Annotated in this window: 15 protein-coding genes; 7 read left to right on the top strand and 8 right to left on the bottom strand. The window is 47.1% G+C overall.

All coding sequences use genetic code 11. The annotated features are described in order from the left end of the window. Nucleotides 1-9 precede the first annotated feature (9 nt). Together M2125_RS03195 and cysS are read right to left on the bottom strand one after the other, a co-directional pair. Complete coding sequence (locus M2125_RS03195) at nt 10-678, bottom strand: DNA-3-methyladenine glycosylase family protein (RefSeq protein WP_076023249.1); 669 nt, start codon at nt 676-678, stop codon at nt 10-12. Then, nucleotides 678-2,096: a cysteine--tRNA ligase gene (gene cysS / locus M2125_RS03190; protein WP_076023248.1), complete on the bottom strand. Its 1,419-nt coding sequence runs from the start codon at nt 2,094-2,096 to the stop codon at nt 678-680. Before cysS ends, M2125_RS03195 begins: the two co-directional genes overlap by 1 nt. Nucleotides 2,097-2,183: 87 nt before the next feature. On the opposite strand from cysS, the gene M2125_RS03185 reads away from it, so the two are divergent. The 3 genes from M2125_RS03185 to M2125_RS03175 are packed head-to-tail and all read left to right on the top strand — an operon-like array spanning nt 2,184 to nt 4,298. Then, nucleotides 2,184-2,993: a tetratricopeptide repeat protein gene (locus tag M2125_RS03185; protein ID WP_233126613.1), complete on the top strand. Its 810-nt coding sequence runs from the start codon at nt 2,184-2,186 to the stop codon at nt 2,991-2,993. Nucleotides 2,994-3,009: 16 nt separating this feature from the next. Next, nucleotides 3,010-3,513, top strand: coding sequence for a peptidylprolyl isomerase (locus tag M2125_RS03180; RefSeq protein WP_076023246.1), 504 nt, complete (start codon nt 3,010-3,012; stop codon nt 3,511-3,513). Beyond that, nucleotides 3,510-4,298 (top strand): UDP-2,3-diacylglucosamine diphosphatase, encoded by a 789-nt coding sequence (locus tag M2125_RS03175; protein ID WP_280742463.1) that lies wholly within the window; start codon nt 3,510-3,512, stop codon nt 4,296-4,298. Before M2125_RS03180 ends, M2125_RS03175 begins: the two co-directional genes overlap by 4 nt. A gap of 47 nt (nt 4,299-4,345) precedes the next feature. Here the strand turns inward: M2125_RS03175 and M2125_RS03170 are convergent, their stop codons facing one another. Continuing rightward, entirely contained in the window at nt 4,346-5,137 is a 792-nt protein-coding gene (locus M2125_RS03170) for an inositol monophosphatase family protein (protein ID WP_076023421.1), read from the bottom strand. 99 nt (nt 5,138-5,236) lie between these two features. Here M2125_RS03170 and M2125_RS03165 point away from each other — a divergent pair, with 99 nt between their 5' ends. Together M2125_RS03165 and cysE are read left to right on the top strand one after the other, a co-directional pair. Next, nucleotides 5,237-6,049 (top strand): RNA methyltransferase, encoded by an 813-nt coding sequence (locus M2125_RS03165; protein ID WP_280742462.1) that lies wholly within the window; start codon nt 5,237-5,239, stop codon nt 6,047-6,049. 23 nt (nt 6,050-6,072) lie between these two features. Then, a complete protein-coding gene (cysE, locus tag M2125_RS03160; protein WP_076023244.1) occupies nt 6,073-6,834 on the top strand; it encodes a serine O-acetyltransferase in 762 nt (253 codons plus the stop codon). A 40-nt stretch (nt 6,835-6,874) separates the two neighbouring features. On the opposite strand, the gene M2125_RS03155 is transcribed toward cysE, so the two are convergent. Next, nucleotides 6,875-7,480, bottom strand: coding sequence for an FKBP-type peptidyl-prolyl cis-trans isomerase (locus M2125_RS03155; RefSeq protein WP_076023419.1), 606 nt, complete (start codon nt 7,478-7,480; stop codon nt 6,875-6,877). Between the two features lie 53 nt (nt 7,481-7,533). On the opposite strand from M2125_RS03155, the gene M2125_RS03150 reads away from it, so the two are divergent. Further along, entirely contained in the window at nt 7,534-8,799 is a 1,266-nt protein-coding gene (locus M2125_RS03150) for a cupin domain-containing protein (RefSeq protein ID WP_076023243.1), read from the top strand. A 94-nt stretch (nt 8,800-8,893) separates the two neighbouring features. Next, nucleotides 8,894-9,067 carry a hypothetical protein gene (locus M2125_RS03145; protein ID WP_280742461.1) on the top strand — a complete coding sequence of 58 codons (174 nt, stop codon included), beginning with the start codon at nt 8,894-8,896 and terminating at the stop codon, nt 9,065-9,067. A 94-nt stretch (nt 9,068-9,161) separates the two neighbouring features. Here M2125_RS03145 and bamC read toward each other — a convergent pair whose 3' ends face one another. The 4 genes from bamC to M2125_RS03125 form a co-directional block, all read right to left on the bottom strand. Continuing rightward, nucleotides 9,162-10,313, bottom strand: a complete 1,152-nt coding sequence (gene bamC / locus M2125_RS03140; protein WP_425334230.1) for an outer membrane protein assembly factor BamC — start codon at nt 10,311-10,313, stop codon at nt 9,162-9,164. After that, a complete protein-coding gene (gene dapA, locus M2125_RS03135) occupies nt 10,310-11,182 on the bottom strand; it encodes a 4-hydroxy-tetrahydrodipicolinate synthase (protein WP_076023240.1) in 873 nt (290 codons plus the stop codon). The genes bamC and dapA overlap by 4 nt, the downstream gene beginning before the upstream one ends. Before the next feature lie 78 nt (nt 11,183-11,260). Next, the gene (locus tag M2125_RS03130) at nt 11,261-11,824 is read right to left on the bottom strand and encodes a class I SAM-dependent methyltransferase (RefSeq protein ID WP_076023418.1); all 564 of its coding nucleotides are present in this window, start codon (nt 11,822-11,824) and stop codon (nt 11,261-11,263) included. A gap of 13 nt (nt 11,825-11,837) precedes the next feature. After that, nucleotides 11,838-13,040 (bottom strand): tryptophan--tRNA ligase, encoded by a 1,203-nt coding sequence (locus M2125_RS03125; protein ID WP_076023239.1) that lies wholly within the window; start codon nt 13,038-13,040, stop codon nt 11,838-11,840. Between the last annotated feature and the right edge of the window lie 32 nt (nt 13,041-13,072).

The raw sequence follows: 13,072 nt of genomic DNA, 5'->3' as shown, positions 1-13,072 counted from the left end.
AGCTAGATTTTAATATTCAACCGGGGCCGGGTCGATACTTCTCCACAAATACCAGGTTGCAACCGTACGCCATGGGGCCCAGTTGGCTGCCACCTCACGAGCTTCATGGCGGCTGACCGGCTCGCCACTGAAGTAATTGAGGGAAATCGCCCGGATTAACCCTACATCATCTAAAGGCAGAATATCAGGGCGAACCATATTAAAAATCAGGAACATTTCGGCCGTCCAGCGACCAATTCCCCGAATTGAGCACAATGCCTTGATGACACTCTCGTCATCCATATTTTTCCACTGATTGGCATGCAAACGGCCATTATCAAAATGGTCTGCTAAATCACGGATATATTCCACCTTGCGACCCGATAAGCCAGCGGCACGCAATTCCTCAACAGTGAGTTTGAGGATATTTTTGGGGGTAATTTTTTTCGCAGCCAAGACCACTTTATTCCAAACCGATTGAGCCGCTGCCACAGAAATCTGCTGCCCAACAATTGCTCTCGAGAGAGTTGTAAAAGGATCGCCGCGTGTCATCAAAAACCCAGACCCATATTTGGGAATGATTTTTTTCATAATGCGATCTTGCTTCATGAGCTCATTGCAAGCTTGCTCCCAATAATCTGGAGCAATTGATTCCAGAATACTTTCCACAGCAATATCCGTTTTTTTAGAAGAAGTCACTATGCCCTACGCCATTCCGTAATGCCGCCGGGCTTATCTTCCAGAATAATTCCTTGCTCAAGCAGTGTTTTACGAATCGCATCTGATTTTGCAAAATCCTTAGCTTGCTTAGCAGCTGCCCTCGCTAATATTTGTTCATCAATTTCAGCTGTACTTAAACCGCCCTCCTGCTTGCTTCCAGCTTGCAAAAAATCGGTCGGATCACGTTGGAGAAAATGTAGGCTTGCTGCCAACCACTTTAAGAGACTGGCCAACTCCTGCTTATCAGTGCCGCTTGCACGATTAATTTCAGTAGCTAAATCAAACAAGACTGCAATTGCTTCAGGCGTATTGAAATCATCATTCATGGCTTCAGTAAAGCGCACTACCCAAGGGGAGTGTGGATCAATTGCCTGATTGGCCGTGTTCACATGAGATAAAGCCGTGTATAAACGAACCAGACCAGCACGCGCCTCTTCAAGCTGAGCATCGCTGTAGTTAATGGGGCTGCGATAGTGAGCGCGCAGCATAAAGAAACGCAGCACCTCGGGATCAAATTGCTTTAGAACATCTCGAATCAAAAAGAAATTACCCAAAGATTTAGACATCTTCTCTTCATTGACGCGGATATGGCCGTTATGCATCCAGTAATCCACCAAGGGCTGGTCTTCTGGTTTGCGGTCTATACCATACAGGGCACCTTCGCTTTGGGCAATTTCATTTTCATGGTGCGGAAACTGCAAATCAGCTCCACCGCCATGAATATCAAAATGATCACCCAGTAAATCGCAAGACATAGCTGAACACTCAATGTGCCAACCTGGTCTACCCTCTCCCCATGGTGAGCTCCAACGCGTATCTGTAGGCTCCTCTGGTTTTGCGCTTTTCCATAAGACAAAATCTAATGGATCACGCTTTCCACTACCAACAGCAACCCGCTCACCTGCATTTAATTCATCTAGGGTTTTTCCAGAGAGCTTGCCATAACCTGGAAATAAGCGCACCGCAAAATTCACATCGCCATCATCCGCTTGGTAGGCCAACTCATTCTCTATTAAACGGCCAATCATTCCCTGCATTTGCGCGATGTAATGGGTAGCGCGGGGCTCCACGTCAGGATGCATCAAACCTAGTTCATCAGAATCGGCATGCATCGCTTCGATAAAACGGTTAGTTAACGTAGAAATTGACTCGCCATTTTCAATCGCACGGTGAATAATTTTGTCGTCAATATCAGTAATATTGCGCACATACAAAACCTCATAGCCGCTCGCGCGCAACCAGCGCACTACCATATCAAACACGATCATGACCCGCGCATGACCAATATGACAAAAGTCATATACCGTCATGCCACAGACGTAGATTTTGACTTTGCCTGGCACGATGGGCTTAAATACCTGTTTTGAGCGGCTTAGGGTGTTATAGATTTGCAACATAGAGCTATAAAGAGGAGGCAAGTAGCGCCAATTTGTTAGACTGAGCGCTGAGTATATCGAATGAGTCCGTTTTACACCCCACCACTTATGTCATTTTCAGTCTTAACACGCCGTTTTAAGCCTTTTCAAGCATTGGCCTTGAGCCTGGCCCTCTTTGTATTGGCAGGCTGTAGCAGCACAGGCCAACAACTGGCTGAAGCCAAAATCCTGGCTGTGGACAAACAGGAAATGGCTTGCCCTTGTGCCCAGCAGCCCTATCTCGGGGGCGATCGACCTAACGACCCGCCTAAATTGACTACCAATAGCGGCATAGTCAATTCAGAACTATCTGATTCGGTTGCTGTACCGCTGATGTCATTTTTGATTATCGAGCCGGATCCCGTGACCAAAAATGCTGTTCCATCGGACGTTGAAAAACTAGTTAAAGCCCATCAATACCCACAGGCTATTGAGCTCATTAATACCCATCTTAAGAAGACACCCAGGAATGTACAACTACGTTTTGTAAAAGCCCGTATTCAGCTAGAGTTGCGTCAATTTGATGCGGCCAAGAAGACCCTCATTGAAATCACCCAGCAATTTCCAGAATTACCCGAGCCCTATAACAATCTGGCCGCGCTCGCAGCTGATCAAGGACAATGGATTGAGGCACGTGATTATTTAGAACTGGCACTCAAGCTACGACCAAGCTATACCATTGCCTCAGCCAATTTAGGCGAAGTCTATATTCGTCTCGGTGCACAGGCCTATGAAGAGGCTGCCAAAGGCACTCAATATCAACGACAGTACGGCAATCGCGCCAAGGCACTACTTGAATTACTCAAGCCACCAAGTAAAAAACCTGCGGCAGCCCAAACTCCCCCTCAAAATCCCATTCCAACCACTAATAAACCATAAGAAAGTTGATTTAATCATGGCTAAAGTTCTCTTGAAGACCAACAAAGGTGATATCACCCTAACACTGGACGCTGTTAAGGCGCCTAAGAGTGTTGCAAACTTTTTGCAGTACGTAAAAAATGGTCACTATGACGGCACCATTTTCCATCGCGTCATTGATAACTTCATGATCCAGGGTGGTGGCATGACCTCAGGTATGAAGCAAAAGCCCACTGGCGCAGAAATTGAAAATGAAGCCAATAACGGCCTTAAGAATGAGCGTGGCACAGTTGCCATGGCTCGCACTAGTGACCCACATTCTGCTACTGCTCAATTCTTTATCAACGTCAATGACAATGATTTCTTAAATCACACTGCACCAAATGCACAAGGCTGGGGTTATGCAGTCTTTGGCAAGGTAACTGATGGCTTGGATGTAGTTGACACGATCCGCAAAGTAAAAACAGGTAGCGCTGGTTTTCATCAAGATGTACCAACAGAAGATGTTGTGATTGAAAAGGCCAGCGTTCTAGAAGAATGATTCCGCACTATTCGAGCGCCCTGCTCATTTCAGATATTCATCTGACGCCGTCAATGCCCTTGACGGCGCAACGCTTCTTTGACTTTTGTGAAAAAGAAGCTCCTAAGGTGGAGGCTGTTTTCATCTTGGGTGATTTATTTGAATATTGGGTGGGCGACGATGCGGGCTTGCTCTCGCCTTTCCAGCAAGAGGTCAAGCGTGCCATTGCAACGCTTTCTACCAAAGTCAAGACCTATTACATGCATGGCAATCGGGACTTTTTGGTCGGCAATGACTACCTCTCAAAAACTGGTATGACTTTGCTTTCAGATCCCTGCAAGGTCAGCATTGGCGGCGCTGAATATGTACTGAGCCATGGTGATGGTTTATGCACTGCCGATGTGGGTTACCAAATATTTCGTAGCTGGGTACGCAAACCCTGGATACAAAAACTATTCTTAAGAATGCCGCTGAAATGGCGTCGGGCAATCGCTAATCATTTACGTAGCAATAGCACGGTGCAATACCAACGTTACGCTAGCGCAGCACCAGAAAAGAATTTGCTTCGCAGCAATGTCACCCAAACTGCATGCGCTGCGCTATTGGCAGCTCAAAATAGCAATAAACTGATTCATGGCCATACCCACTTACCCACTCACCATGTTGAGCATTTCAATGAACAAGAATGGCAACGCTGGGTTTTATCTGACTGGGATTTAGATCACCCAGAAAGTGAGATGCCAAAAGCGAGCGCACTACTCATAGATGAACAGGGTGTCCGCTATTTAGATCTCATCAAAGCATAAATAAAAAAGCGAGAGTATGAACTCTCGCTTCTTGTTTCAGCAGTTGTTTACTTGCTATTCGAATACTTAGAAAGTGATTGAACCATTTGCGCAAAGATGCGTGGATTGGCACACATGACTTCACCGCTTTGCAAGTAACCCTCTTCACCACGATAGTTACCAATGAGTCCACCAGCCTCTGTAACAAGCAAGGCACCCGCAGCCATATCCCATGGCTTGAGATCACTTTCAAAGAAACCATCGTAGCGTCCCGCAGCAACATAGGCTAGATCTAAAGAGGCGGCGCCTGGGCGACGCAAGCCAGCGCACTGACGCGTCATCTCTGCAAAGATCTTGAGATATTTTTCTAGATCTTGGTCTTCCCGATAAGGAAAGCCGGTGCCCAATAAGGCATTGGCTAAGCGATCTTGAGTAGCAACACGCAAGCGCCGACGATCTAAGTATGCCCCCGCACCGCGAGTGGCTGTAAATAATTCATCGCGAGTCGGATCGTACACAACGGCTTGTTGAGTCACCCCATTCACAGCCAAGGCGATAGAAACAGCGTACTGTGGAAAGCCGTGGATGAAATTGGTTGTGCCATCAAGTGGATCGATAATCCACACATTTTCTGCATCGGTATTTTGCGCGCCCGTTTCTTCAGCCAAAAATCCATGGGTAGGATAGGCTTCACTCAGAGTTTCAATGATGGCGGCTTCTGCCTGTTTGTCCACCTCGGTCACAAAGTCATTATGCTGTTTGCGATCTACTTGCAAGCGCTCTAAATTGAGGGATGCACGGTTAATAACCGTTCCGGCACGACGGGCAGCCTTAATGGCCACGTTTAACATGGGATGCATAGTATTGATGGACAAATTAAATAAGAACAAACTCCTCAGATTGAGCGGCACAAGCAAATCTGCAGCACAATATGGAGTCAACAGCTTGATTCTAAACGATTGCCCCCATTACCCAAAGATGTTGCCCAAATCCCCGTCCAATTACCAGCCTCAATGAACCCATCCCAAGCCAAACAATTACGCTGGGTGCTAGTAGAAACCAGCCATCCTGGCAATGTAGGATCAGCAGCACGCGCCCTCAAGACCATGGGTTTTGAGGATTTGCGCTTGGTTAAGCCAAAAAGCGTCATGATTGCCAAAGAACCTGAGGCAATAGCCTTGGCAAGTGGGGCCAATGATTTACTTGAATCAAGCCAAGAATTTACCTCTATTAGCGAGGCTGTACAAAGCTGCACCCTAGTTTTGGGTCTTACTAGCCGCGATCGTGAATTTGGTCCACCTTCGATTGATTGGGTGGAGGCTAGGGCTTTGATTGCGCAAGCGGTAGATCAAAATCAAAAGGTAGCTCTCTTGTTTGGCCCAGAAAGGACTGGCTTGGATAACCAGCACCTTGCACTCTGCACGCATCGCGTGTGGCTCGACGCCAATCCCGTCTACCCCTCCTTAAATCTGGCTCAAGCCATCATGGTTTGCGCCTTTAGCCTCAGAGAAGCATTCAATGCCGCGTCCAGCAGCCAGAAGGCTGGCCTATTACCCCAGAGGGAGGAAAAGGCAGAACTTGCAGATCCAGTAGCTATTGAGGCGATGCTGAACCATTGGCAGCAAGGTCTAGAGGCAATTGGGTACTTAGACCCCGCAAACCCCAAAAAACTCATGCCCCGCCTTCAAGCCCTTTTTGCACGCAGCCGTCTTCATAAAGAAGAAATCGACCTCCTACGCGGTATTGCAAAACAGATGCTTCTGAGAAAATAGCCTACTCCCGTTAAAATTAACCCATGTTTAATTCCCTTTTCGATCAAGTCGACTCCATCATTGTTCGCGACCCAGCAGCCAGAAATCGCCTTGAGGTGATCACGTGCTACCCCGGTTTACATGCAGTGTGGATTCATCGTGTTTCCCATGGCTTATGGAATCTAGGGCTCAAGTGGTTGGCGCGCCTACTCTCTTTGTTGGCACGTTTTCTGACTGGTATTGAAATTCATCCGGGAGCAAAAATCGGGCGTCGAGTTTTTTTGGATCACGGACTTGGGATTGTGATTGGTGAGACTACAGAAATTGGTGATGATTGCACCATTTACCAAGGCGTCACGCTGGGTGGCACCTCGCTTTATAAAGGCATCAAACGTCACCCTACACTTGGTAAAGGCGTGGTTGTCAGTGCGGGCGCTAAAGTTTTGGGCGGCTTTACGGTAGGTGATGGAGCACGTGTTGGCTCCAACGCAGTTGTCCTGAAAGAAATTCCGGCGGGCGCAACCGCTGTTGGCATTCCAGCACGCATTCTTCATCCTGATTTGCCTCAAAGCGTCGATAGCAAAGCAAAGGAATATTTTTCAGCCTATGGCATCACCCCAAACATTGATGATCCTGTTTCAATGGCGCTCAAGGGCTTAATTGATATTAGCCTGGAACAAGAGGCAAAAATACATGCTTTAGAGCAAGCACTTGCCAAATTGAGTGATAGTCCAGCCCAGCCCAGCGGCGAATCTAGCGATGCCAAGCGTGATCTGGGCGCCCTCAAGGAATGGCTCAAAGAGTAAGTCGGAAATAAAAAAGCGTACCAATACACGCTTGAGGTTTTTAATGCAAGGTGTGTGAACTGGGATTCTCAGGTTCGTCACCTAAGAAGTCATCCTCATCACCATCGTCACCCTCAATGGGCATGCCAAAGCTAAAACTATCGCCGCCCTCAGGATGGCGATTTTCAATCTCATCATCCGTTGCGGCGCGCACATCCTCCACCTGAACCCAAAAACGCAGTGCCATGCCTGCTAGCGGATGATTGCCATCCAGCACCACCTGGTTATCAGCTACATCCGTAACGGTATAAATTAAGGGCTCTTCGTCCTCATCGCTATCAACGGCCGCATGCTCAACATCTTCCTCATCAGCTTCTGGAACGCCCTCAAATTGCATGCCCACTTCTAAAGGCTCGGGGAAGCGCACACGCGGTTCGATTTTTAATAACTCGGGATCATACTCACCAAAGGCTTCACTAGGTTCAAGCTGAATACTCGCTTCATAGCCAACATCCTGACCATCCAACAAGGATTCAATTTTAGGAAAAGTACCTTCGTAACCACCGTGCAGGTATACCATCGGGGTATCAGGTTCTTCGATGACATTATTTTGTGCATCGGTTAACTTATAACGTAAGGATACGATGGTATTTTTTTCAATCTTCATGCGGAATTCTTCAGACATTCGTTTTTAATCAATCTTAATATTGCTTTTACTTTATGACCTCATTTTACTTGAGCAAGCCATACGAACCCCCGCATGCCCCCAAAGACCTTCCCCTGGATGAGCCATGGGCCTTATTGGGAAAAATCAGTCCACAGCAGTTCATGAAAACCTATTGGCATAAAAAGCCATTACTGGTTCGACAGGCTATTCCTGCATTTGCAATGGCTAAAGAAGAGAAGATTGCCTTATCGAGCCCCATTTCAGCCGATACACTCTTTGCGCTTGCCGGTCAAGAAATGGCAGAAACCAGATTAATTAAGTCAAAACCCTGGAGCTTGACCGAGGGCCCACTGAAAAAAAGGGCTATTCCAAGTCTGAAAGATCAAAATTGGACGCTCTTACTTCAGGGTATGGAAGCCCATCACCCTGCGGCAGCCAATATCCTCTCTTGGTTCCGCTTTATTCCAGACGCTCGCTTAGATGATCTGATGATTAGTATTGCAGGCCTTGGAGGTGGTGTGGGCCCACATTTTGACTCTTATGACGTCTTTCTCATTCAGATGGCTGGACGCCGCCAGTGGCGCATTTCCGCCCAAGAAGATTTATCTCTAAACCCCAATCTACCGCTCAAGATTTTGCAGAAATTTAAGCATGATCAAGAGTGGGTTCTAGAGCCAGGTGACATGCTTTACCTACCCCCTCACATTGCCCATGATGGCATTGCACTCGATAGCGGTTGTCAAACTTGGTCGATAGGCTTTAGAGCCCCCACTTATCGAGAATTGCTACGCGAAGGCTTGTGGCGTCTTGCCGAATCCTTTGATGACGTTCCTGAGCTTGCTAGCCTCTATAGCGATCCCAAGCAAGAGGCTTGCCTGCATCCAGAGCAAGTTCCAGAGCAGATGATCAAGCAGCTTCAGGGTAGTTTGGCCAGTCTCAAATTAGACCAAATCGAGACGTTTTTACCTGGAATTGCCTCATATTTAAGCGAACCCAAGCCTCGGGCCTTTTTTGATGGACCCACCCATTGCCTGACTGCTAGTCAATTTGCACGCAATCTAGAAAAAAAGGTGCTCAAGATACACCCTCAAACCCGAATTCTTTCGATAGGAACTCAGGTTTATTGCAATGGGGACGTGGTCACCCAAGATCAGGCGGTGGAAATCCAAGCCGCATGGCGCGCACTATCGAAGGATAAAGCGCTCGACCCCAGTAAAACCTTGAGCAAAATACTAAAGCCGAAAGATGGGGGTAGTCTTTTTGAGGCCTATATGGCAGGCTGGCTCATTTTTGAAGATCAAGCAAAGACATGGCTATAATAAATACTGGAAAACACCTAGGGAGTTTCCCCGTGTTAATTCCAACAACAATTACCGGTAATTGGTGTTAATTTTTTTTAAGAGGAAATTACAAATGAAGAAGTCACTCGTACTCGTAGCATTGTTCGCTATTGCTTTGGCCGCTTGCGGTAAAAAAGAAGAAGCTAAACCTGCTGAAGCCGCTGCTCCTGCTGCACCTGCTGCTGCTCCTGCTGCTGAAGCTCCAGCTGCTGCTGCTCCTGCTGCTATGCCTGCTGCTGGCAAGTAATCTTCTTCTTGAAGAGAAAAAGCCGCTGCAAAGCGGCTTTTTTATTGCCTGCCGTTTCTTATCTATAAGTATTAGGCAGAAAAAACAACTTCCCCTATCGAGAAAGTTGCTCCGTTAACAGCGTCAACAACTGCAGGCCAGCCGGGGTATTTTCAGGACCACCATCTGCATCCTGAACAATGATGGTTGAAGCAGCATCGCCATTTGCTTTAACTACAACACGATATTTCTTGGCTTTTAAATTAGAGTCGTCTTTGCTACTAAAGAGGTTCGAGAAGAAGCCTCCCTTGGATTCACCAAGATCTTTTGAATTTACATAACGTACATAATATGTTCCAGTCGAGCGATCACGATCTTCAACAGTAAAGCTAGATCGATCAAGTGCGAGACCCACATCTCTCCAAGCGCGATCAAAGCCAGAGCTCAAATCAATATGTGCAGTATTCGCACCCTCTTGAACCAACTTTGCCTTAGCAAGCTTTGCTGGAAGCGGTTTAGAGGCCATTGCCTTCGCTTGTTCTTGCGTCATACCCAAGCGCTCCATCAAGCGAGCCAGGAACGCTGCTTCTAGCTCAGGATCATTGGGGCGAGCTGTCCAGATAGTTGAGATACAGGCACCGGTTGTATCGGTAACGCACTTTTCAATTGCGCCTTTTTGGGTGATATAAATCTCTGTTTCATTTGGCTTAACCACTTCCAAACGGGTTTTATATTTATCACGCTCACCAGTATCAAATATTGAATCTAAAGCTCCACCAACAGTCGAGCGAATCCAGTCTTGAGCAATCTTTGCGCGGTTTTCAGCCCAATCGGTTTCCATGATGCCAGTTGAAGGTGAATCCACCACCAGTAGGAAACCATTCTCTTGCCAAAAATCCTTTACTTGCGGATAGAGCTCAGTCGCGGGCCTTTCAACTACCAACCAACGTCTTTCTCCATCACGCTCAATGTGCATACCCGGAATACCGGTTAAGACATTGGTTTTCATTTGCGCAGTCTTCTTAACAGCAGCAGAGTATTCAGACATGGTCGCACTACCATCCTGAACAATATAGCGACGATCTGCTTGTGCTGTAATTAAATCAGGTGGATAAGATAAATTCGGTCCGCGCACAGCGCCTGTATTTTTGTAATCAACCGTGTCATTCGTTGTGACTGATTTGCAGCCAACTACACTTGCAGAAGTAATCGCAATTGCGCAAAGAGATATAGAGTGTCGACGAAAAAATTGCATCATTTGGTTCATAGTAAGCCGGCCTGTTTCATTGCGGTTTTCAGAGGCTCTCGCAAAGAGACGCTCAAAGGGGTTAATGGCAAACGAATACCAGCAGTGATTTTGCCCATTTCATGTAGGGCCCACTTCACTGGAATTGGATTGGCTTCGGTAAACATGGCTTTATGCACCGCCAATAGTTGATATTGAATAGCGCGAGTTTTGACAACATCGTCAGACATGGCGGCAACACAAAGCTCATGCATTAAGCGTGGGGCAATATTGGCAGTGACAGAAATATTTCCCTTACCACCCATCAACATCAGCATTGCTGCAGTTAAATCATCACCTGAAAATACAGAAAAATCGCTGTGCCCTGCACGCTTCAGATCGGCAATTAAGAGTGTGCCACGCTCAAGACTTCCAGTAGCATCTTTAATACCAATGATTCCAGGCACATCGGCCAATCGAACCACTGTATCGCCGGCTAAATCAGCAACAGTTCGCCCTGGTACGTTATATAAAATCACAGGTAGATCGACAGCCTCAGCAATTTTTTTGAAGTGGGCGTACATACCCTCTTGTGTAGGCTTGTTGTAGTAAGGCACCACTTGAAGACTGGCGTCAGCGCCAACATTTTTAGCAAACTTCGTTAACTCAATCGCTTCTTGGGTAGAGTTTCCACCAGTGCCGGCAATTACCGGAATGCGTCCAGCAATATGTTCAACCGTTACACGAATCAGTTCACAGTGCTCTTGAACGGAGACAGTCGGTGATTCACCGCTTGTGCCAACAATCACAATGCCATCAGTGCCTTCGGCTACGTGCCAGTCCAAGAGACCGCGCAGGCCATCGAAATCAAGACTGCCGTCCTCAAACATGGGAGTAACAATGGCTGGCATACTCCCAGCTATGGGATTTTTACTACCTTTAGAGTGTGCTGTATTTGTCACTGAACTTATACCGAATCCGTACCTGTATTAACCATGAAATTGTAACGGAATGCGCCCTTTTTGCTCGCCTTTTACGGTGCAAATCCGTTGAACCATGGCGGGTTTAGGCACTTCTTCATAAATATCCTCATAAGCGAGCACTTTTAGGCCTTGATTGAGCGCAAAAGCCAATAATTCACCGGGTTTAAGCAAAAAATTCGGGTTTGAGGGTTTACCAAATTGGGCATTTCCCTGAGCAAAGGTTTCATAAATCAAAACCCCTCCCCCCTCGAGCATTTCTGGCAAGCGATCCAAATAAGGGCGGTACAGGTAGTTAGTCACCACAATCCCAGAAAAACGCTCACCATCGAGCGGCCAATCTTCACCCTCTAAGTTCATCGCCCTAGCAGTCACTGTAGGCAAGTGATTTTGTGAGATTGTGTTGATATCTTGATCAACCGCCATTACTTGATAACCCAACTGAGCTAAAAAAGTAGTATGCCGGCCCGATCCACAGGCAAGATCTAAAACCAAACCATTTTTAGGGATGAACGGCGCATAACGCCTTACCCAATTAGATGGGAGGCTTAATGAATCATGCGGATGACTCAAGACTGGCAAGCTCTTAGTCGTACGCCAGGCCCATTGCCTCGCGAACTTCGCGCATGGTTTCTTGCGCCACTTTTCGCGCCTTGTCGCAACCATCAGCAATGATGGAGCGGAGCAAGCTAGGGTCATCCAAATACTTTTGTGCACGCTCAAACATCGGTTGCTGCTCGAGCAAGATGGCATCAATCACGGGCTGCTTACACTCTAGACAACCAATACCTGCTGATTGACATTCTTTCTGAACCCATTGCTTAGTCTCATCATTCGAATACACCGTATGTAGCTGCCACACTGGGCAACGAGCAGGATCACCTGGATCAGTTCTACGAACACGCGCCGGATCAGTTGGCATCGTGCGGATAGACTTGATGACATCCTCCGGCTTCTGGCGAATACTAATGGTGTTGCCATAGGACTTGGACATTTTTTGCCCGTCTATTCCAGGCATGCGCGATGCTGTAGTCAGCAATGCTTGTGGCTCAGGCAGAATAATTTTGCGAGCACCTTCTAAGAAGCCAAATAAGCGTTCACGATCAGCCATCGACAAACTTTGCGCCTCTTGCAGCAAGGCTTTTGCTTGCTCTAAGGCCTCATCATCGCCCCGCTCTTGGAAGGCTACTCTTAATTCAGCGTACATTTTGGCGCGCTTACTACCCAGCTTCTTCACAGCCTCCAAGGCCTTTTCTTCAAAACCAGGCTCACGACCGTATAGATAGTTAAAGCGGCGCGCGACTTCACGTGTCATTTCAACATGAGGCACCTGGTCTTCGCCCACAGGGACAAATTGCGCTCGATAAATCAAGATATCGGCAGCTTGCAGTAATGGGTACCCCAGGAAACCATAAGTCTGCAAATCTTTTTCTTTGAGCTTCTCAATCTGATCTTTGTAAGTAGGTACGCGCTCTAACCAACCCAGTGGTGTACCCATCGAAAGCAAGAGAAATAGTTCTGCATGCTCAGGCACCTTACTTTGAATAAATAAAGTGGCCTGATTGGGATCAACTCCGGCAGCCAACCAATCAACCACCATATCCCATACCGACTGCTCTATCACATCGGGTGTTTCGTAATGGGTGGTTAATGCATGCCAATCAGCGACAAAAAAGAAGCAAGGATATTCATTTTGTAGCTTGACCCAATTCTTCAAAACACCATGGTAATGACCAAGGTGCAGGCTACCAGTTGGTCGCATGCCTGAGAGTACACGTTCAGCAAACATCTTTATCTTTATTCTTTGTTGTAATGGGGAAA

The sequence above is a fragment of the Polynucleobacter sphagniphilus genome, from assembly GCF_029892205.1.
Taxonomy (GTDB): Bacteria; Pseudomonadota; Gammaproteobacteria; order Burkholderiales; family Burkholderiaceae; genus Polynucleobacter; species Polynucleobacter sphagniphilus.
This window is presented reverse-complemented; position numbering and strand designations above follow the sequence as displayed.

Coding starts and splice junctions, on each gene's coding strand:
- cysS (WP_076023248.1), bottom strand. CDS start 2,096: ATGTTGCAAATCTATAACACCCTAAGCCGCTCAAAACAGGTATTTAAG.
- M2125_RS03185 (WP_233126613.1), top strand. CDS start 2,184: ATGTCATTTTCAGTCTTAACACGCCGTTTTAAGCCTTTTCAAGCATTG.
- M2125_RS03180 (WP_076023246.1), top strand. CDS start 3,010: ATGGCTAAAGTTCTCTTGAAGACCAACAAAGGTGATATCACCCTAACA.
- M2125_RS03175 (WP_280742463.1), top strand. CDS start 3,510: ATGATTCCGCACTATTCGAGCGCCCTGCTCATTTCAGATATTCATCTG.
- M2125_RS03170 (WP_076023421.1), bottom strand. CDS start 5,137: ATGCATCCCATGTTAAACGTGGCCATTAAGGCTGCCCGTCGTGCCGGA.
- cysE (WP_076023244.1), top strand. CDS start 6,073: ATGTTTAATTCCCTTTTCGATCAAGTCGACTCCATCATTGTTCGCGAC.
- M2125_RS03155 (WP_076023419.1), bottom strand. CDS start 7,480: ATGAAGATTGAAAAAAATACCATCGTATCCTTACGTTATAAGTTAACC.
- M2125_RS03150 (WP_076023243.1), top strand. CDS start 7,534: ATGACCTCATTTTACTTGAGCAAGCCATACGAACCCCCGCATGCCCCC.
- M2125_RS03145 (WP_280742461.1), top strand. CDS start 8,894: ATGAAGAAGTCACTCGTACTCGTAGCATTGTTCGCTATTGCTTTGGCC.
- bamC (WP_425334230.1), bottom strand. CDS start 10,313: ATGAACCAAATGATGCAATTTTTTCGTCGACACTCTATATCTCTTTGC.
- dapA (WP_076023240.1), bottom strand. CDS start 11,182: ATGCCAGCCATTGTTACTCCCATGTTTGAGGACGGCAGTCTTGATTTC.
- M2125_RS03125 (WP_076023239.1), bottom strand. CDS start 13,040: ATGTTTGCTGAACGTGTACTCTCAGGCATGCGACCAACTGGTAGCCTG.